Raw genomic sequence first — 19,329 nt, 5'->3', positions numbered from 1 at the left:
TGCCCTTCCACCGAAGCCGACGTGACCAGTGCCCCGGGAGGGCTCACGAGGGGGCTCACAAATCACGGACCAGGTTCACGCCCAGCCCCCGCGGCGTTACGGTGAGTTCACTTCGCGGGTCCACCGCCGAGCCTCCAGGAGGTCTCGTGGCCGTACACATCACCGACGTGCCCCACGCGTCCGGACACCGCCCGAACCTGGCGCTGGAGAAGCTGATCGTCGCCTCGGGCGCCAGCCACAAAGCACTGGCCGCGCGGGTGAACCAGCACTGTCAGGCACTGGGGAAGCCCACCAGTTACACCCACACCTCCGTCGCCAACTGGATCTCCAGGATGACCCCGCGCCGGCCCGCCCCACAGGCGATCGCCGCAGCCCTGGCCGAACGACTCAGCCGTCCCGTCAGCGTCGCCGAGATCGGCATGCCGCAACCGTCGACAACCGCCCCCGAGATCGCGTTGGATTTCCCTCGTGAGCTTTCGTGCGCCATCGACACCGCCACCGTCTGGTGGACCCTGGGAGATCAGGTGAACCGCCGCGAGTTCAGCCACCTGGCGTTCGCCGCCGCTGCCTTCACCATGCCCACCACCCGGTGGCTCGTCCAACCCGCCGACGACAATGCCGCCACCGAACTCCCCCGACCAAGGGCCCGCCGCGTCGGCGCCGCCGACATCACCGAGCTTCACGAGGCCGCCGAACACGCCCGCCGTCTCGACTCCAAGTACGGCGGCGGCGCCTACGGCGCGTCCATGGTGGGCGCGTGCCTGCGCGACCGCGTAGTCCCCCTGCTGTCGGGCACCTACTGCGACGCCGTAGGCCGCGACCTGTTCGCCGTCACCGCCCAGCTCGGCCGCCTGGCGGGCTACTCGGCTTGGGATATCGGCGATCAGGCGCGCGCCCAGCGGCACTACGTCCAGGCCCTGCGACTGGCCCGCGCCGCCGGCGACGTTGCGCTCGGCGGCTACGTGCTGGCCTCCATGTCGCTCCAGGCCGGGCTCAACGACTTCTGCGAGGAAGCGGTGGACATGGCCCAGGGCGCATACGAGCGCGCCCGGCACTGCGCGACCTCCCGCACCCTGGCGTTCTTCAAGCTGGTCGAGGCCCGTGCACACGCCCGCGCCGCACGCCTGCACGGACGCGCTCACGTCGGCCGGGCCGCGGGGCTGGCACTGGCCCGATCCGAGACACTGCTCAGCCAGGCCCGCCCCGGCGACCCCGACCCCGACTGGATCGACTTCTTCACCCACGCACGGCTGGCCGCTGACGCCACCGAGATCCACCGCGACCTTCGGATGCCGCACATGGTGATGCGGTTCGAGAATCTGGCCACCATGCCCGCCGACACCTACACACGCTCCTGCGGCATGCGCAACGCCATCGTCGGATCCGCCCATCTCCAGGCCCGCCGTCTCGACGAAGGCTTGCAGCACGGGCGCCGCGCCGTGGACATCCTGTCCCACGTCGCCTCCACCCGCTCCCTTACCTACGTCAGGCACTTCCTCGAAGCGTTGAACCCGTGGAACGCCGAGACCTGCGTGCGGGAGTTTCGCCACCGTGTACGTCAGGAACTTCGTGTCCCCGCATAGAACAGCGGGAGGCCGGCCGCATGCGAACGGCCCATCCCGATCCTGTCGGAGCGCTGGGTCATGGCACGGGAACAGCGCCTGGCCGGCTGACCGGCCAGGAGAACCCGGTTATGGCATCCCGCGTACGGCGAGATGGTTCTCCTGGAAGGCTTACGCACGCCGTCTGGTGAAGGGGGAACCGCGCCTTCGTCAGAGGCAGGGGTTGGTGTTGGCGTCGACGACGTTCTCCTTGATGCTGTCCGGGATCTTGATGGGGGAGGCGACGCCCTTCCAGTCGGCGCCGATGACGAGCTGGATCACCGGTCCGCCGGCGGCGGTGCCCGCCGTACCGGTGGCGGGGGGAGTGGCGCCCGTGCCCGGGGTGGATGTGGCGGCGGGCTTGTAGGGCTCCACGGTGTTGGGCTTGATCTTGCCCGCGGCGGGGACGATCTTCTCCTGGTGCAGCAGCTTGGCGGCCACGGGCTGGGCGTAGTCCGCCCCGTCCTCGGCGTTCTTGGCGTACAGCACCTTCGTCTTCGGCTGGTCGGCGCCGGTGGGCAGCTGGGCGTTGCCCACCTCGACCACCGTGAAGCCCTGCGCCGTCAGCGCTTCGGCGACCTCCACGGCCCTGCCCGAGGTGTTCGTGCCGTTGAGCACCTGGACCCTGACCTGGGCGGGTTTGATCGCGGGCTTGGCCGGGGCCTCGGTCTCCTTGCCGGTACCGGTGCCGGAGGGCTTGGGCGTCGCGGTCGGCTGCACCTCGATGTCGCTGCGGATCGCGGCGAACAGCTGGTCGGCCTGCGGCTGGGCCCACTCGACCCGGCCGGGGTCGGGCGCGTAGGGCCTCCACGGCACGGTGACCGACTTCAGCCCCTTGGCGGTCAGAGACTTCGCGCTCTGCGCGATCTCCAGGAGTCGCGCGGTGGTGAGGTTGCGGTCCATCGTCACGGAGGAGGTGGCGGCCTCAAGGAAGGCGGTCAGCTTGCCGAGGTCGGTGAGGAGGTCGGAGCTGGTCGCCTTCTTCATCACCTGGGTGAGGAAGACCTGCTGGCGTTTGATCCGGCTGATGTCGCTGCCGTCGCCGAGCTGGTAGCGGGCGCGGACGTAGGCCAGGGCGGTCTCGCCCTGCACCGTGTGCTTGCCCTTGGTCAGGTCGAGCTTGGCCTTCTTGTCCACCACGTCCTTGGGCAGGCAGATCTCGATGCCGCCGAGGGCGTCGACGATGCCCTTGAACCCGGAGAAGTCGACCTTGACGAAGTGGTTGATGTGGATCTGGGTCAGCGCCTCGATCGTGTCCCACGTGCAGACGATGCCGCCGTCGTTGAAGGTCGCGTTGATCTGCCGGAGACCGGGGGGAATGATCGCCTTGGTCCTGGGGTTCTGGCACTGGGGCGCCTGGACCATCGAGTCGCGCGGGAAGCTGACCAGGGTCGCCTTGTCGCGGTTCGGGGAGATGTGCAGGAGGATGATCGTGTCGGTCCGCTCGCCCTGCCCCTGCAGGTGCTGGCCGTACTTCTTGTTGCCCGCGCCGTCGCGGCTGTCGGAGCCGACGACGAGCACGTTGAGCGCGCCGGTCTCCGGCGGGCGGTTCGCGCTGAGCATGCCCTCGACGTCCTCGCGCTTGATGTTGCCCTCGATGTCCCGGTAGAACTTGTAGCCGGTGAGGGTGCCGACGACCATGACGCCGGTCAGCGCGATGCTGACCCAGGCCCCCGCGCTCAGCCGCCTGGCCTTGCCACCGGTGCCGCCCGGCCTGCCGTGGCCCCCGGAACCGCCGTGCCGGGGGGGATCGCCCTGCGGGGTGGGGTTCTCGGGTGGTGATCCACCGTCGTGGCCCGCGTGCCTGGAGCCCCGGCGGCCGGGGATGGCCGGTGCGGTGTTCCGAGCGCTTACGGCGACGTGCCGGTGGTCGCTCATGCGATCTCCTCGCTCGGCGGCAACGTCCGGGGCTGTTTCAGCTCGCTCATCGCGCCCAAAGAGTAGGTCACGGGGCGAGTGCCGGGAGTCGTGATGGTGCGAATTTGGTCATGACCGCCCCCCGCAGCCTCCGTGATGATCCGGCCGCCCAGCATACTCAAATACGGACATTTATTGGTATGTTAGTGAAGGAGGGTTTACTCAACGCAAGCGCCGCCGCGAGGCACGCGACCGGTACGGCGGGCAGCACGTACCGGTAGTCGAACTCCGCCACCGCCGCCGGCATGACGAGCAGCACCGTCGCCGTCGTCCAGGGCGGCAGCCACGCCGTGGAGGCCGGGCGGAACCGCCGGACACCGGCCGCCACCGGGGGAAGAAGCAGGATCACCAGCACCGCCGCGCCGGGCAGGTGGGCCACCCGCTGGTAGGCCCGCATCCAGCCCGCGTAGGGCTCGACGATCCGGGTGTCGATCGGGCCCCGCTGGTAGCGCTGGGCGAACCCGGCGCCCACCATGGCGGGATAGCGGCCGGGCGGTGCCGGCGGCTCCGCGGGGAACTCGTAGTAGTCGTAGATCTCCTGATCCGGGTAGACCGGACGGCCCAGGGTGAACGAGCGGGCCAGCTCCGAGGTCACCGAGCCCAGGTAGTCGAGTGGCTGACTGCGGACGGCCAGCGACGCGAACCGCCCGGCCAGCGTGTCGTTCTCCCGGGTGAAGGTGATGCCGGGCAACCTGACCAGCGGTGAGTCCTGGCTCCAGACATACTCCTGGGCGGGGGGCCGCTCCCCGGGCGGGCGGGGATCGCAGAGCACGGCCAGGTCCGCGGGCGGCCTCATCACCGCGCAGTCGGCGAAGGTCATCGTCTTGGCGTAGAGGAAGACGCCGTTCGCGCCCACGAGGCCGATCCGGTGGTAGGTCGCGTGGAACCAGGCCCCGTACCCCAGGATCGGCAGCGCCGCCGCGGCCAGCATGACGGCGGCCGTGGCCACCCGCCCCCGCGCCCGGTAGATCAGCCAGCCCGCGAAGACCACGACCAGCGGCAGCCCGACCGTCCTGGTCAGCGTCGCCGCCGCGAGCAGCAGGCCGATCCCGGCCGCCGCCCGTCTCCCCCCGGCCGGTGAGACGGCGAGGCAGACCGCGGCCGTCACCAGCGCGGCGAACAGGGTGTCGGAGACCAGCAGGTGCTCCAGCTCGATCTGGTAGGCGTCCAGCAGCGCGGGGACGGAGGCGAGGACCGCGGCCCAGCCGGGGGCGCGCAGCCGCCGGGCGGTGACATAGACCAGCACGCCGACCCCGAGCCCCAGCAGGTGCTGGACCGCCGCGACGAGCGCGAAGCTGTGAAACGGTTCGAGCAGGCGCAGGAACATCGAGTATCCGGCCGGGCGGACCAGGTCGGGCCGGGGTCTCAGCGCGGTGACCACGTAGGTGTAGGAGTCGGGGAACCAGAGCGCCGGCCGGTAGCCGAGCATGGTGATCACCCTCAGGACGGCCCCGGCGCCCAGCACGCCCAGGAACCACCGGTGCCGCCGCGCCCACCCGATCACTCTTCGCCCCCTCCGTGTGCCGCGCGTACGCGACAGGGTCCGACGCCCCGGCCGTTCCGCCGAGGCCGATCCCCCGTGTGCCGCGCGTACGCGACCGGGTCGCGCCAGATCGGCGCACGCCCCTGCCGTCCCTCCGCATGCTGCGCGTACGCTACCGGGTCGCGCCGGGCCGATGCGCGCCCTCGTCGCCTCCACCGGGGGCTGCCGCTACGCTCGGGGCCAGCTATGAGGATCGGCCGGTGGGATCGGAGGCGCGGGCCCTCGGCGGGCAGGGTGCTCGCCGTGCTGTCGACCGTGCCCGCGCTCGCGCTGGCCGGTTGGCTGCTCGTCGCGCTGCCGCTGCTGCTGCTCGGCTGGTTTCGCCCCGCCGTCGCCCTGCCGCTCGGCCTGACGGCCGCCGTGCTCCTGTGCCGGTACGGCCTGCGCCGCCTGCCGGCGACGGTCGAGGCGTCCGCCCGGCAGACGGGCGGGGTGGTCGCCGTGGCCCTGGCCTCGGGGATCTTCAACGGCCTGCTCGGCAGCGAGCAGCTGATCGTCCGCCGTGATCCCGCGACCTACGCGCAGTACGCCGTCTGGCTGGCCCGCCACGGCTCGCTGCCGATCCCGTACCAGGAGGCGGCCTTCGGCGGCGCGGATCCGGCGCTGCGTTTCGGCAGCATGGGCTTCTACGACTTCGGCGGCGCCGTCGTGCCGCAGTTCATGCCGGGGCCGCCGATGATCCAGGCGGTGGGTTACTGGCTGGGAGGTGTTCCCGGGCTGCTGCTGGTCCCGGCGCTGCTGGGGGCCGCGGCGGTGCCGGTCCTGGCGGGGCTCGTCGCCCGGCTGGCCGGCGCCCGCTGGGCTCCGCTCGCCGCCCTGGCGTTCGCGGTCAGCCTCCCGATCCTCTACACCTCGCGTGCCACCTTCAGCGAGATCCCGTCCCTGATCCTGCTCTTCGGCGGTCTCGCCCTGCTGCACGACGCCCGGTTCGGGCCCCGCTCCGACGCCGCCGTGGCGGCCCTGGCCGGTCTGGTCTTCGGACTGGCCGTCCTGGTCAGGATCGACGGCCTGAGGGACGTGCTTCCGATTCTCGCCTACGCCGGGCTGCTGATCGCCCTGCGCCGGATCGGTGACCGCGCCGGGGGCGGGCTGGGCGTTCCGCTGCTCTGCGGCCTGGCCGTGGGCGCCGGGCTGGGGCTGGTGGCCGCCTATCTCCTGGCCAGGCCGTACCTGAACTACCTGTCGGGCTCACTCAGGCCGCTGCTGGCCATCTGCGGCGCGGTCCTGCTCCTCACCCTGGCCGCCGCGGCCCTCGCCCCGAGGCTGGTGTCCCCGCTGCGGCGTCTCGCCGGGATCCGGCGGCTGCCCGATCTCGCCGCGGGCCTGGTGGTGGTGGTCATGGCGGCCTTCGCGGTCCGGCCGTGGCTGCAGACTGTGATCCGGTGGCCGCTCACCCCGGACGACCGGCTGACCTACGGATTCATCGAGCGGACCCAGCGGGCGAACGGGCTGCCGATGGACGGCTCCCGGCTCTACTACGAGGAGTCGCTCCACTGGGTGATCTGGTACGTCGGGGCCCCCGCGGTGGTGCTGGCCACGCTGGCCGCGGCCCTGCTCACCCGCAGGCTGGTCAGGGGGCGGGAGCCCGGCTGGCTGCCGCCGCTGGCCGTCGTCGGCTGGACCACGGTCGCCACGCTCTATCTCCCCTCCATCACCCCCGACCAGCCGTGGGCCTCCCGGCGGCTGGTCCCCGTCGTCATCCCCGGCCTGATCCTGCTCGCGGTCTGGGGGGTGCGATGGCTGTGCGACCGGGCCCGCGGCATGGGTTACGGCCGGTCCGTCCAGAACGGCGTCGCCGCCGCCGGCGCGCTGCTGCTCCTCGTCCCGCCGGTGGTCACCTCGGCCGGGACGGCCTTCACCCCGGTTGAGCGCGGTGAGCGCGCCGCGGTCGAGGCGATGTGCGCGGCACTCCCGGCCCGCGCCTCGGTGCTGATCGTGGAGCGGGTCACCGGTGACCGGCTCACCCCGGTCGTCCGGAACACCTGCGACGTGCCCACCGCCCGGGTCGTCCTCCGGCAGGGCGACGTCCCGGGGTCGGCCGACGTCACCCGGCTGATCCGCCGCGTCCGCGCCGCCGGCCGCGTCCCGGTCCTGCTCGCCGTCAGGGCGGACCAGCTGGCCCTGTACGGCGAGCCGGTCCAGGTCATGAAACTCCGCACCCGCCAGGATGAGCGCTCCCTGGTCGACGCCCCCAACGGCACCTGGTCGATGGCCGTCGACACCTGGATGGCCGTTCCCTGACGTTCCGTTCCCCGGAGGAGAACGCCCTCACGGAGGGGAAAAGCAGGGAAAGATCCAGGGGAAACCGGGCGAGAAGCGCTTTTCGGCGCCTGAATGTGGGTCCGGCCCCCATCCGGGCAGAGTATCCTCGCCCGACGTGAGCACGCCCGAGACTTCCGAGAGTGAATCAGCTGTGGACGCAACGCCGTACGTCACGATCGTCCTGCCCTGTTACAACGAACAGGACCATGTGATCGACGAGGTCGAGCGCATCTGCGAGGCCATGGACCGCAGCGGCTACACCTACGAGCTCGTGGCCGTGGACGACTTCTCCACAGACCAGACCCTGGCCAGGCTCACCGAGGCCGCGCCGCGCTTTCCGAACATGCGAATCCGGGCGTTCCACCGCAACGGCGGCTCCGGCACGGTGCGCAGGATCGGCACCCAGGAGGCGCGCGGCGAGATCGTCGTGTGGACCGACGCGGACATGACGTATCCCAACGAGCGCATCCCCGAGCTGGTCGCGATCCTGGAGAAGGATCAGACGATCGACCAGGTGGTGGGCGCGCGGACCACCGAGGAGGGCTCCCACAAGTTTCTGCGGGTGCCGGCCAAGTGGTTCATCCGGAAGGTGGCCGAGCGGCTGGCCGGTCAGCGCATCCCCGACCTCAACAGCGGGCTGCGGGCCTTCCGCAAGTCGGTCGCGCGGCCGTACCTGCGGCTGCTGCCCCCGGGGTTCTCCTGCGTGACCACGATCACGCTGTCGTTCCTGTCCAACCAGCACGACGTCTTCTACCTGCCGATCGAGTACAGCAAGCGGGCCGGGAAGTCCAAGTTCAGCTTCATCTCCGACGCCTACCGCTACATCCTGCAGGTGCTGCGGATGGTCATGTACTTCAACCCGCTCAAGGTGCTCATGCCGCCCGCGCTCTGGCTGGTCGGCATCGGCCTGGTCAAGGGCGTCGTGGACATGGTCCGCTACGGGTTCTACCTCACCAGCAACACCATCGTGATCTTCCTGTCCGGCCTGCTCATCGGCTCACTGGCCCTGCTGGCCGACCTCATCGTGCGCTCCAGGAGCGAGTAGATGCGGATCGCGATCGTCGGACCGGCCCACCCCTACAAGGGCGGCGGGGTCGCGCACACCACCGAGCTGGCCCACCGCCTGCTGGGCGCCGGGCACGACGTGGTGATCGAGTCGTGGCGGGCGCAGTACCCCTCCTTTCTCTATCCCGGCACGCAGACCGTGGACACCCCGGACGGGGCGCCGTTTCCGAACGTCCGCCGCGACCTCGACTGGCGCCGCCCGGACGGCTGGGTCCGCTGCGGCCGGCGGCTGGCCGCCGCCGACCTGGTGATCCTCGTGCTGCTCAGCCCGGTGCAGGTGCCGCCCTACCTGGGGCTGCTGTACGGCCTGCGCCGCCGGACCCGGGTGGTCGCGCTCTGCCACAACGTGCTGCCCCACGAGCGCAAGCCGTACGACACGCCGCTGATGAGGGCGCTGCTGCGCAGGGTGGACGGGGTGCTCGTCCACTCGGAGCGGCAGGCCGCGCTCGCCCGTGGGCTGGGACCCGCCCCGGTGACGGTGGCCGAGATGGCGCCGCACCTGCCGGCCGGGCTCAGATCCCGGGACAAGGGCGCCCGGACGGTGGCCAACCGGCTGCTCTTCTTCGGCCTGGTCCGGCCGTACAAGGGGCTGGACCTGCTGATCCGCGCGCTGCCCGAGGGGGTCTCGCTCCGGGTGGCGGGGGAGTTCTGGGGCGGTCTTGAGGAGACGGAGGCGTTGGTCGCCGAGCTCGGCCTGACCGGCAGGGTGGAGCTGCGGCCCGGCTACGTGGCCGACGGGGACGTGCCGGGGCTGTTCGCGGATGTGGACGCGCTGGTCCTGCCGTACCGGAGCGGGACGGCCAGCCAGCAGGTGTGGCTCGGCCACGAGCACGGGGTGCCGGTGATCGCCAGCCGGGTGGGGACGCTCGGCGACCACGTCACCGACGGGGTGGACGGGCTGCTGGTCGAGCCCGGTTCGGTGGAGGGGCTGCGCGCGGCGCTGACCGCGTTCTACCGGCCGGGTGAGCCCGGCCGGCTCCGCGCCGGGGTCAAGGCCGTGGACCCCGAGCCCTACTGGGCCTCCTACCTCGCGGCCCTGATCCCGGAGTGAGGTCCGGCGGGGGCGCGGTCCGGGAAGGAGACCGGCCTGGGAACGGGTGTGGTCCGGGGCGGGGTCTTGAGCCGGGAGCGGATCCGAGATTCCGGGTCGCCGCCGGGAGAGGCGTTGCCCGGCGGCGGGGGGCGGGCTCGCCGGTACTCTTGGGCGTCGCGGAGTCAACGAGGAGTCGCGGAGTCAGCGAGGAGTGGTGGGCGGGCGATGGGCGACGGCAGACGGGTGGCGCAGCTGGAGTACTCCGAGTTCCAGGCTGCCATGCTGGACGAGGAGAAGCGCCGCCGTAAGGCCGCCAAGATCGTGGCGGTGCTCGGTCACTTCCTCGGGCGGGACGAGAACGTCCTGGAGGGCCTGACGGTCGCCGACATCGGCTGCTCGGCCGGGTTCATCGCCGACGAGCTGGCCGCCGCGGGCGCCCGCCGGACGTTCGGCGTGGACATCGACGTGCCCGGCCTGCGCAAGGCGGCCGGACGGTTCGGAGGTCGGGTCGAGTTCGTCTGCGCCGACGGCACCGCGCTGCCCTTCCCCGACCGCTCCATCGACGTGCTGGTCTTCAACCACATCTACGAGCACGTGGTGGACCCCGACGCGATCATGGCCGAGATGCGCCGGGTGCTCGCCGACGACGGCGTGCTCTACCTGGGGCTCGGCAACCGGCTCGGGGTGATGGAGCCGCACTACGGGCTCCCGTTCCTGTCCTACCTGCCGCCGTCTCTGGCCGACCGCTACGTCCGGCTCTCCGGCCGGGCCGACAGCTACTACGAGCGCTACCGGACCCGGCGCGGCCTGCGCAGGATGGTGCGTGGCCTGCGGGTGTGGGACTACACCTTCCCGGTGCTCGCCACCCCGGCCGCCTTCGCCGGGTCCGAGCTGTTCCCCGGCGCGGTCGGACGGGCCGCCGAGGGCGTGCTCTCCCGGCTGCCCCGCGCCGTCCTGCGCGGGCTGCTGCCGGTGGTGCCGACCTACCTGTGGGTGGCCACCAAGAGCACCCGCCGCCCGGCGGGGGCGGCCCTGCCCCAGCCCCCCGACCCGGTCCCTCCGCTGTGAGACGGCCGGTGGCGAAACGGCCGGGTGTGAAACGACCGGTGGTGAAACGCGCGGGCGTGAAACGGCTGACGGCGGAGCGGCCGACGGCGGAACGGTCAGTGGTGAAACGGCCGGTCCGGTGAAGCGGCTGATCCGCATCGGTTTCCTGCTCGTCGCGCTCGGGTTCGGCGCGTGGGCGGTGGTGAGCAAGTGGGACGGGATCCGCGCCGGGTTCGCCCAGCTGTCCTGGCAGGCGCTCGCGCTGTCGCTGGTCGCCGTGGTCGCGGCGCTGTGCGGCGGGATGATGACGTGGCGGTCGCTCCTGGCCGACCTCGGCTCGCCGCTGCCGTTCCGCCCGGCGGCGAAGGTCTTCTTCGTCGGCCAGCTCGGCAAGTACATCCCCGGCTCGCTCTGGCCGGTGCTCGCCCAGATGGAGATGGGCCGGGAGCTGGGGGTGCCCAGGTCGCGGAGCGCGGCGGCGTTCTTCCTGACCCTGCCGGTGCAGCTCGGCAGCGGGCTGGTGATCTCCGGGGTGACGCTGCTGGCCTCCCTGCCGGGGTCCGCCGCGCCGTACGCCTGGGTGTTCCTGCTGATCCCGGTGCTCGCGGTGGTGTTCGAGCCGCGTGTGATCAACGCGCTCCTCACGTTCGGGCTGCGGAGGCTGGGGCGGGAGCCGCTGGAGCGGCCCCTCACCCGCGCGGGCATGCTCACCGCGCTGGGCTGGGCGCTGCTCGGCTGGACCGCGTACGGCCTGCACCTGGCGGCGATCGTCCACGACTTCGGCCTCTCCGGCGCGTCCCTGATCCCGTTCTCGGTCGGGGCGTTCGCGCTGTCCTGGTGCCTGGGCATCATGACGTTCGTGGTCCCGGCCGGGGCGGGGGTCCGGGAGGTCGCCATGGTGGTCGTGCTGGCACCCGTGCTGGGGGAGGGGCCGGCGATCACCGTGGCGCTCTGCTCCAGGATCGTGATCATCCTCGGTGATCTCGTCTGCGCGGGCGCGGCCGGGGTCGCCGCCCGCCGCGACGTCGGTCCCACGCACGATCAAACAACCGGAAAACCCGTGTGATTTACCCCACCCCTGCGCACGCTCGCCCAATAGAGTGAGGAGCAGATAAGACAACCGTCCCGCGTGGACTTTGAGGGGAGTGATCGTTCTTGACGCCCCGAGTGCTCGTCGACGCGGCCGCGGTTCCGGCTGATCGCGGTGCCCTGATCAGGTATGTCGACGGACTCGTCGCCGCACTGGACCGGGCGGGCGCCGATGTGGCGGTCGTCTGTCAGCGCGCCGACGTCGAGCGGTACGGGGCGCTGGCCCCCTCGGCCCGGATCCTGCCGGGGCCGACCGGCATCGTCAACCGGGCCGCCAGGCTCGTCTGGGAGCAGACCGGGGTCCCGCTCCTCGCCCGGCAGGTCGGCGCCCAGGTCATCCACGCCCCCTATTACTCGATGCCACTCCGCTCCGGCCTGCCGACCGTGGTGACCGTGCACGACGTCACCTGGTTCACCGAGTCGTCACAGAACAGCACGGTCAAGGCGTCGTTCTTCCGCTCGGCGACCCGTACGGCCGCCCGGCACGCCTCCAGGGTGATCGTGCCCTCCAAGGCGACCAGGGACGAGCTGATCCGGGTGCTGGCGGCCGACCCGACCCGGATCGACGTCGCCTACCACGGCGTGGACCCGCAGCTGTTCCACCGGCCGTCGCCGCAGGAGGTCAAGCACGCGGCCGACCGGCTCGGCCTGCACGGCACCCCGTACGTGGCCTTCCTCGGCCCGATGGAGCCTCGTAAGAACCTGCCGAGTCTGATCCGGGGCTTCACCCGCGCCGTCCGGGACCTTCCGTCCCCTCCGGCCCTGGTGCTGGCCGGAGGCGTCCCCGACGCCGGAGTGGAGGCCGCGGTGGCCGAGGCGCCCTCGGCCGTCCGGGTGATCTGCCCGGGTTACCTCGCCTTCTCGGACCTGTCCGGCTTCCTCGGCGGCGCCCTCGTGGCGGCCTTCCCCTCGCGGGGCGAGGGCTTCGGGCTGCCGGTGCTGGAGGCCATGGCCTGCGGCGCGCCGGTGCTCACCACGCACCGCACCTCGCTGCCCGAGGTGGGCGGCGACGCGGTCGCCTACACCGAGCCCGACGACGCCGACATCGCCGAGGCGCTGCTCACACTGCTGTCGTCGCCCGAGCGCCGGGAGGTCCTCTCCGAGGCCGGTCTCGTCCGTGCCAAGGAGTTCACCTGGGAGGCCTCGGCCGAGGCGCATCTGGTGTCCTATCAGCGCGCCCTCGAACAGTGAGTTAACCTCTCGGGATGACGGAGACACCTTTACCGGAGCTTGAGGCGATTCTCCTGGTCGGGGGGCGGGGGACGCGGCTGCGTCCGCTGACCCTCGGCACGCCGAAGCCGCTGCTGCCCACGGCCGGGGTTCCCTTCCTGGCCCACCAGCTCGCCAGGGCCCGCTCGTTCGGGGTGCGGCGCGTCGTGTTCGCCACGTCCTACCGGGCGGAGATGTTCTCCGAGGCGTTCGGGGACGGCTCGGCGTTCGGGCTCCGTCTCGAATACATGACCGAGGAGACCCCGCTCGGCACCGGCGGCGCCATCAGGAACGCCGCCGAGGCGCTGACCTGCGGTCCTGACGCGCCGGTGCTGGTGCTCAACGGCGACATCCTGTCCGGCCACGACATCGGCGACCAGGTCGCCAGGCACGTCGCCAGGCGGGCCGCGGTCACGCTGCACCTGACCGAGGTCGAGGACCCCTCGCGGTTCGGCTGCGTGCCGACCGACGCCGACGGCAGGGTGACCGCGTTCCTGGAGAAGACCCCCAACCCGGTCACCAACCGGATCAACGCCGGCTGCTACGTCTTCACCCGCTCGGTGATCGACGCGATCCCGGCCGGCGAGGTCGTCTCGGTCGAGCGCGAGACCTTTCCCGGCCTGATCGAGGACGGCGCCCTGGTGCTGGGATACGCCGACGCCTCGTACTGGCTCGACGTGGGCACGCCCGCCGCCTTCGTGCGGGGCTCCCGCGACCTGGTGCTGGGCCGTCTCGCCTCGCCCGCCCTGCCCGGCCCCCCCGGCGACCTCCTGGTGCTGCCGGGCGCGACGGTCTCGGCAGAGGCCAAGGTCGACGGCGGCTCGGTGGTCGGCGCCAGGGCGGTCGTGGAGTCCGGCGCCCAGGTCTCCGGCAGCGTGCTCGGGGACGACTGCGTGATCCGCGCGGGGGCCTCGGTGGCGGACTCGGTGGTCGGCCCCGGAGCCGAGATCGCCTCCGGCGCGGTCCTGCGCGACGTGGTGATCGGTGATCACGCGGTGATCGGCCCCGGCAACGAGCTCCTGGGGGGCGGCCGGGTGTGGCCCGGCGTGGTGCTTCCCGAGTGCGCCGTCCGCTTCTCCAGCGACATCTGACCTCCGCCGCGTGCCCGGGGCGAGGGTGTGGTGAGGGAGCGTGAGTGGCGGCCCGGTGGGCCGCTCGACCTCTGGGCGACCCTCGAACCGCACCGGCGTGGCGGCGGGGATCCCACCTGGCGGAGAACGGCCGACGGCGCCGTCTGGCGCACCTCGCGGACCCCGGAGGGGCCGGGGACGCTGCGGGTGGCGCTGCGGGACGGACAGACCCCCCGCTCCGTCGCCGGTCGGGGGATCGGCGACGGCCTCGGCCCGTTCGCCGGTGCGGCCATCGGCCCCGTCGGCGGCGCCGTCGTCGGCGCGGCCTGGGGACCTGGCGCCGGCTGGCTGCTGGAGACGCTGCCCGCGCTGCTCGGGGCCGACGACGACCTCTCGGGGTTCGTCCCGGAGCACGACGCGCTCCGGCGCGCGGCCAGGCGTCACGCGGGGCTCCGGATCGGGCGGACCTCCCTGGTGATGGAGGCCCTGGTGCCCGCCGTGCTGGAGCAGAAGGTCATGTGCGACGAGGCGTGGCGGGCGTGGCGGTGGCTGCTTCACCGGTACGGCGAGCCCGCGCCGGGACCCGCGCCCGAGGGGATGCGGGTCTTCCCCGAGCCCGAGGTGTGGCGGTCGATCCCGTCGTGGGACTGGCACCGGGCGGGGGCGGAGGCCGTACGGGCCAGGACGATCGTGAACGCCGCCCGGCACGCCGCCAAGCTGGAGGCGGCCGGTGACAGCGCCGAGACCGATCGGCTGTTGCGGGCGCTGCCGGGGGTCGGGGCGTGGACGTCGGCGGAGGTGCGGCAGCGCTCGCACGGCGACGCGGACGCGGTCTCGGTGGGGGACTTTCATCTCCCCGCGCTGGTCGGCTGGTCGCTGACCGGCCGGAGGACCGACGACGCGGGCATGCTGCGGCTGCTGGCCCCTTACCGGGGGCACCGCCACCGGGTCAGCAGGCTGCTGGGGCTGAGCGGTGAGCGGCCACCGGCTCGCGGGCCGCGGATGCGGGCACGCGACTATCGCGCGTTCTGAACCGGAGGCCCGGCGAGGAGGGGGTCTTCGGACCTCCAGTCGCGGCCGTCGCGGGTGTCCGCCCCGATCAGCGGCGCCAGGGCGGAGACGGCGGCGAGGGCGAGAAGAAACCAGATCATTTTCGGCTCCTGGGGATGTCCCGGGGGTTTTCCCGGAGGCCTCTCCAGTGTATGCAGGCGCAAGCATTTACGTCTATTGAAACTTGCTTGACGATGTGCTTAAGCATCTCTGAACTGTCGACATCGTCGATACGGTACCCAGCGCCGCATCGGTGACAGACGGGTCGTAATGTGCCGTCATGAGCGTCAACCCCACCGATACCGCGCTGCGCCGGTCTCTGGCCCGAGCTCGCGACGGCAAAGCTCTTGATCTGACCGAGGCCACCGTCCTGCTGCACGCGAGAGACGAGCATCTCGCCACCCTGCTCGAACACGCCGGACGGGTCCGTGACGCGGGCCTGGAGGCCGTGGGGCGGCAGGGGATCGTCACCTACAGCCGCAAGGTCTTCATCCCGCTGACCCGGCTCTGTCGCGACCGATGTGGGTACTGCACGTTCGCCACCGCCCCGCACAAGCTGGAGAGCATGTTCCTGGGCCCCGACGAGGTGCTGGAGATCGCCGGGCAGGGGGCGGCGCTGGGGTGCAAGGAGGCGCTGTTCACCCTGGGCGACCGGCCGGAGGACCGCTGGCCCCAGGCCCGCGAGTGGCTGGACGCGCACGGCTACGACGACACGCTGTCCTACGTCCGCGCGATGGCGGTCAGGGTGCTGGAGGAGACCGGGCTGCTGCCCCACCTCAACCCGGGGGTCATGACCTGGCGCGACCTCCAGCGGCTCAAACCGGTCGCGCCGTCGATGGGCATGATGCTGGAGACGACCTCACGGCGGCTCTTCGAGATCAAGGGCATGCCGCACTACGGCTCACCGGACAAGGACCCCGCGGTACGGTTGCGCGTGCTGGAGGACGCGGGGCGGACGAACGTGCCCTTCACCAGCGGAATCCTCATCGGCATCGGGGAGACGGCCGAGGAGCGGGCCGAGTCGCTGTTCGCGCTGCGCAGGGTGGCGCGCGAGTACGGCGGGCTCCAGGAGGTCATCGTCCAGAACTTCCGCGCCAAGCCGGACACCGCGATGCGCGGCATGCCCGACGCCGACCTGCAGGAGCTGGCCGCCATGATCGCGGTGACCCGGCTGGTCATGGGGCCCCGCATGCGGGTGCAGGCCCCGCCGAACCTGGTCGACTCCGAGTACGAGCTGATGATCAGGGCGGGCATCGACGACTGGGGCGGCGTGTCCCCGCTGACGCCCGACCACGTCAACCCCGAACGCCCCTGGCCGCAGATCGAGGACCTCGCCGCCCGCACGGCCGCCGCCGGGTTCACCCTGCGCGAGAGGCTGACCATCTACCCCGAGTTCGTGCTGGCCGGTGAGCCCTGGCTCGACCCGCGCCTCCGCGCCCACGTGGCCGCCCTCGCCGACCCCCGGACCGGTCTCGCCCGCGAGGACGCCGTCCTCGTCGGCCGTCCCTGGCAGGAGCCGGACGGCGGCTTCGCCGCCTCGGGCCGTACCGACCTGCACACCGCCGTGGACACCGAGGGCCGCGCCGCCGACCGGCGCGACGACTTCGACAACGTCTACGGCGACTGGGACGCCCTCAGGGAGCGGCTGCCGGCCCCGGCTCCGCCCGGCGCCGGCACGCCCGCCGCGCTCCTGGGCGAGGTCCGGCGGGCGCTGCGGCAGGCCGCCGACGACCCGGCGGCGCTGACCGACGCCCAGGCGCTCGCCCTCCTCGACACGGCCGGCGACCAGCACGGCGCGGGGGCCGACGACGCGGCGCTGGAGGAGCTCTGCCGGATCGCCGACGACCTCCGCGCCGAGGCGGCCGGTGACGACGTGACCTACGTGGTGAACCGGAACATCAACTTCACCAACGTCTGCTACACCGGCTGCCGCTTCTGTGCCTTCGCGCAGCGCCGCACCGACGCGGACGCCTACACGCTGAGCCTGGAGCAGGTCGCCGACCGGGCCTGGGAGGGCTGGCAGGCGGGGGCGACCGAGGTGTGCATGCAGGGCGGCATCCACCCGGACCTGCCTGGCGACGCCTACTTCGACATCGCCAGGGCGGTCAAGGCCAGGGTGCCTCGGATGCACGTCCACGCCTTCTCCCCGATGGAGGTGATCAACGGCGCCAGCCGTACCAACCTGTCCATTGAGGACTGGCTGGTAGCGGCCAGGGAGGCGGGCGTCGACTCGCTGCCCGGCACCGCGGCCGAGATCCTCGACGACGACGTGCGCTGGGTGCTGACCAAGGGCAAGCTGCCCACCAGGGAGTGGGTCGAGGTGATCTCCACCGCCCACCGGGTCGGCATCCCGACGACCTCCACGATGATGTACGGCCACGTGGACACCCACGCCCACTGGGTCCAGCACCTCCGGCTGATCCGCCGCATCCAGGAGGACACCGGCGGGTTCTCGGAGTTCGTGCTGCTGCCGTTCGTCCACCACAGCGCGCCCATCTACCTGGCCGGGATCGCCAGGCCCGGCCCGACGGCCCGGGAGAACCGGGCCGTGCACGCGCTGGCCCGCATCCTCCTGCACGGCGCGATCGCGAACATCCAGTGCTCCTGGGTCAAGCTTCAGGACGATCTGTGCCGGCAGGTGCTCCAGGGCGGGGTCAACGACCTCGGCGGCACGCTGATGGAGGAGACGATCAGCCGGATGGCCGGGTCGGAGAACGGCTCCTTCAAAACGATCACCGACATGGCGGCCATGGTCGCCCCGACCGGGCGGCGGATCCGGCAGCGGACCACCTCCTACGGCGTGCCGGACGCCGAGCGGCTGACCGCGTCGGCGGCCAGCGACGGCGTCTGCGGCAGCGTACGGGGCCTGCTACCGCTCGAACAGGTGTGACGGGCTCCCGCTCACCGGACGTTGAACGCGGCCCGAGCGCGTGAACCTCGCCGAGTCTCCGCACTCCGCGCGGTCCGCCCCCGGGCCGCGTTCGATGTGGAAAGGCGTCTCGGGCCGCTTTTCGCGAGACGTTTCCCTCCCGTATGCCGGACACGCCGCGGCCCTCAAGGATGAATATTGAATTTCCTGATGTATTCGGAAGAATTTACCCCTCCCGCATAACGTGTTATGTCGGATGAGTTCGGACTTAACCGCCGACGGTACAGAGGGAAAGGGGGCTGAAGTTCGGATAGGGCGGCTTCCAGGTCCAGAGGGGGATTCTCCGTTGAATGGTGCCGGCCGGGTTCTCAATGTGTTCACAGCGTGTGAACCCTCTCCATTTCCAATGCGCCCCGGAGGTAATGTCCAGGAAAACAGCCCCAAACGGCGAGAGGAGCCCGGAGATGAGCGTTTTCCCGGAGCCGGATCCATCCGCGTCCCCGCGCATTCGATTCGGTGCGGAACTGCGTAAGGTGCGGCTTCTGTCGGGGCTGAGCCAGCGCAGGCTGGGCGATCTCATCCACACGTCGGTCAGCCACCTCAGCATGATCGAGAACGGCCGCCGGGCCCCCACCCCGGACCTGGCCCGCAAGGTGGACGTGGTTCTCGGCAGGGACAGGGAGCTGACCGACCTGCTCGACTGGCTGAACCGCGCGGCGGACCAGCTGCCCCGCTGGTTCCGCCCCTGGCTGGACTTCGAGCGCGAGGCGGAGTCGCTGCACGTCTGGGAACTGTCGATGGTCCCCGGCCTGTTCCAGACCGAGGAGTACGCGCGGGCGTTGATCGGCAACGAGCCCGGGGTCACCGAGGAGCAGGCGGAGGAGCGCCTGACGGCTCGGCTGGAACGGCAGAACATTCTCAACCGGACCAAGCCGCCGATGATGTGGGTGGTGCTGGACGAAAGCATCCTGCACAGGCCCGTAGGCGGTCCGGAGGTGATGAAAAACCAGTTTCAGCATCTTTTGAAGCTGGGGGAAAGGCCCCACATCCTGCTTCAGATGCTTCCCTATGAGGCTTACAGCACGGTGGGGCTGCTCGGCAGCTTCGTCATCGCGGAGATGCCGAGAGGGGCCCGCCCGTGGCCTACATCGACTCCCAGAGCACGGAGGACCGAGTAAGCGATCGGTCAGAGGAGGCGAAAGCCTTAGTATGCAGGCACGGCGTGATCAGGGCCGACGCCCTGTCCCGGCGCGAGTCACTCAGCCTGATTAAGGAGACGATGCGCAAATGGACGACTTGACCAGGGAACTCCCCACCGCTCAGTGGCGCAAGTCCAGCCTGTCCGGCGGCGATGGAAGTAATTGCGTCGAAGTCGCCGCCCTTTCCGACGGTCGTCGTGCTGTCCGTGACACCAAGGACCGCACCGGCCCGGCGCTTGTTCTCACCGCCGACGCCTGGTCGGCTCTCACCGCCGCCATCAAGACCGGTCACCTCGACTGACGGCGACGCCGTAGGCGGGCACGCCGTGCCGCCCGCTCCTCTTCGACCGGCCGTAGGCCGCGCTCGCGCCGCCC

At 71.6% G+C, this 19,329-nt stretch carries 15 protein-coding genes; 12 read left to right on the top strand and 3 right to left on the bottom strand.

The features are described from left to right. The first annotated feature begins 146 nt into the window (after positions 1 to 146). Positions 147 to 1,583 carry a hypothetical protein gene (locus ACWEF2_RS16100; RefSeq protein WP_453815842.1) on the top strand — a complete coding sequence of 479 codons (1,437 nt, stop codon included), beginning with the start codon at positions 147 to 149 and terminating at the stop codon, positions 1,581 to 1,583. Between the two features lie 189 nt (positions 1,584 to 1,772). On the opposite strand, the gene ACWEF2_RS16095 is transcribed toward ACWEF2_RS16100, so the two are convergent. Then, positions 1,773 to 3,479 carry an LCP family protein gene (locus ACWEF2_RS16095; RefSeq protein WP_453815840.1) on the bottom strand — a complete coding sequence of 569 codons (1,707 nt, stop codon included), beginning with the start codon at positions 3,477 to 3,479 and terminating at the stop codon, positions 1,773 to 1,775. 157 nt (positions 3,480 to 3,636) lie between these two features. Then, positions 3,637 to 5,022 (bottom strand): hypothetical protein, encoded by a 1,386-nt coding sequence (locus ACWEF2_RS16090; protein WP_453815839.1) that lies wholly within the window; start codon positions 5,020 to 5,022, stop codon positions 3,637 to 3,639. 225 nt (positions 5,023 to 5,247) lie between these two features. Between ACWEF2_RS16090 and ACWEF2_RS16085 the strand changes: the two genes are divergently transcribed. The 8 genes from ACWEF2_RS16085 to ACWEF2_RS16050 all read left to right on the top strand — a co-directional run bounded on the left by ACWEF2_RS16085 (position 5,248) and on the right by ACWEF2_RS16050 (position 14,868). Continuing rightward, positions 5,248 to 7,302, top strand: a complete 2,055-nt coding sequence (locus tag ACWEF2_RS16085; RefSeq protein WP_453815837.1) for a hypothetical protein — start codon at positions 5,248 to 5,250, stop codon at positions 7,300 to 7,302. A 136-nt stretch (positions 7,303 to 7,438) separates the two neighbouring features. Continuing rightward, a complete protein-coding gene (locus ACWEF2_RS16080) occupies positions 7,439 to 8,368 on the top strand; it encodes a glycosyltransferase family 2 protein (RefSeq protein ID WP_453815835.1) in 930 nt (309 codons plus the stop codon). Next, positions 8,369 to 9,439, top strand: a complete 1,071-nt coding sequence (locus ACWEF2_RS16075) for a glycosyltransferase family 4 protein (protein WP_453815833.1) — start codon at positions 8,369 to 8,371, stop codon at positions 9,437 to 9,439. Between the two features lie 207 nt (positions 9,440 to 9,646). After that, positions 9,647 to 10,489 carry a class I SAM-dependent methyltransferase gene (locus ACWEF2_RS16070; RefSeq protein WP_453815831.1) on the top strand — a complete coding sequence of 281 codons (843 nt, stop codon included), beginning with the start codon at positions 9,647 to 9,649 and terminating at the stop codon, positions 10,487 to 10,489. Between the two features lie 118 nt (positions 10,490 to 10,607). Further along, positions 10,608 to 11,534, top strand: a complete 927-nt coding sequence (locus tag ACWEF2_RS16065) for a lysylphosphatidylglycerol synthase domain-containing protein (protein ID WP_453815829.1) — start codon at positions 10,608 to 10,610, stop codon at positions 11,532 to 11,534. A gap of 89 nt (positions 11,535 to 11,623) precedes the next feature. Further along, positions 11,624 to 12,748, top strand: coding sequence for a glycosyltransferase family 4 protein (locus tag ACWEF2_RS16060; RefSeq protein WP_453815827.1), 1,125 nt, complete (start codon positions 11,624 to 11,626; stop codon positions 12,746 to 12,748). A 14-nt stretch (positions 12,749 to 12,762) separates the two neighbouring features. After that, positions 12,763 to 13,857, top strand: a complete 1,095-nt coding sequence (locus ACWEF2_RS16055) for a sugar phosphate nucleotidyltransferase (protein WP_453815825.1) — start codon at positions 12,763 to 12,765, stop codon at positions 13,855 to 13,857. Positions 13,858 to 13,887: 30 nt separating this feature from the next. Continuing rightward, on the top strand, positions 13,888 to 14,868 hold the full coding sequence (locus tag ACWEF2_RS16050; RefSeq protein ID WP_453815823.1) for a DNA-3-methyladenine glycosylase family protein: 981 nt from the start codon (positions 13,888 to 13,890) through the stop codon (positions 14,866 to 14,868). Here the strand turns inward: ACWEF2_RS16050 and ACWEF2_RS16045 are convergent. Continuing rightward, positions 14,853 to 14,987, bottom strand: a complete 135-nt coding sequence (locus ACWEF2_RS16045; protein ID WP_453815821.1) for a hypothetical protein — start codon at positions 14,985 to 14,987, stop codon at positions 14,853 to 14,855. The two genes, ACWEF2_RS16050 and ACWEF2_RS16045, sit on opposite strands and share 16 nt — an antisense overlap. Positions 14,988 to 15,166: 179 nt before the next feature. On the opposite strand from ACWEF2_RS16045, the gene ACWEF2_RS16040 reads away from it, so the two are divergent. The 3 genes from ACWEF2_RS16040 (at position 15,167) to ACWEF2_RS16030 (ending at position 19,255) form a co-directional block, all read left to right on the top strand. Beyond that, complete coding sequence (locus tag ACWEF2_RS16040) at positions 15,167 to 17,776, top strand: bifunctional FO biosynthesis protein CofGH (protein WP_453815819.1); 2,610 nt, start codon at positions 15,167 to 15,169, stop codon at positions 17,774 to 17,776. Between the two features lie 443 nt (positions 17,777 to 18,219). Beyond that, positions 18,220 to 18,933, top strand: a complete 714-nt coding sequence (locus tag ACWEF2_RS16035; protein ID WP_453815817.1) for a helix-turn-helix domain-containing protein — start codon at positions 18,220 to 18,222, stop codon at positions 18,931 to 18,933. A gap of 109 nt (positions 18,934 to 19,042) precedes the next feature. Further along, positions 19,043 to 19,255 (top strand): DUF397 domain-containing protein, encoded by a 213-nt coding sequence (locus ACWEF2_RS16030; RefSeq protein ID WP_453815815.1) that lies wholly within the window; start codon positions 19,043 to 19,045, stop codon positions 19,253 to 19,255. The last annotated feature ends 74 nt before the right edge of the window (positions 19,256 to 19,329 follow it).

This window comes from Streptosporangium sp. NPDC004631 (assembly GCF_053601935.1).
The sequence above is the reverse complement of the archived record's forward strand: the minus strand, read 5'-3'. Positions and strand labels throughout refer to the sequence as shown.

Coding starts and splice junctions, on each gene's coding strand:
- ACWEF2_RS16095 (WP_453815840.1), bottom strand. CDS start 3,479: ATGAGCGACCACCGGCACGTCGCCGTAAGCGCTCGGAACACCGCACCG.
- ACWEF2_RS16085 (WP_453815837.1), top strand. CDS start 5,248: ATGAGGATCGGCCGGTGGGATCGGAGGCGCGGGCCCTCGGCGGGCAGG.
- ACWEF2_RS16075 (WP_453815833.1), top strand. CDS start 8,369: ATGCGGATCGCGATCGTCGGACCGGCCCACCCCTACAAGGGCGGCGGG.
- ACWEF2_RS16070 (WP_453815831.1), top strand. CDS start 9,647: ATGGGCGACGGCAGACGGGTGGCGCAGCTGGAGTACTCCGAGTTCCAG.
- ACWEF2_RS16055 (WP_453815825.1), top strand. CDS start 12,763: ATGACGGAGACACCTTTACCGGAGCTTGAGGCGATTCTCCTGGTCGGG.
- ACWEF2_RS16045 (WP_453815821.1), bottom strand. CDS start 14,987: ATGATCTGGTTTCTTCTCGCCCTCGCCGCCGTCTCCGCCCTGGCGCCG.
- ACWEF2_RS16040 (WP_453815819.1), top strand. CDS start 15,167: ATGAGCGTCAACCCCACCGATACCGCGCTGCGCCGGTCTCTGGCCCGA.
- ACWEF2_RS16035 (WP_453815817.1), top strand. CDS start 18,220: ATGAGCGTTTTCCCGGAGCCGGATCCATCCGCGTCCCCGCGCATTCGA.
- ACWEF2_RS16030 (WP_453815815.1), top strand. CDS start 19,043: ATGGACGACTTGACCAGGGAACTCCCCACCGCTCAGTGGCGCAAGTCC.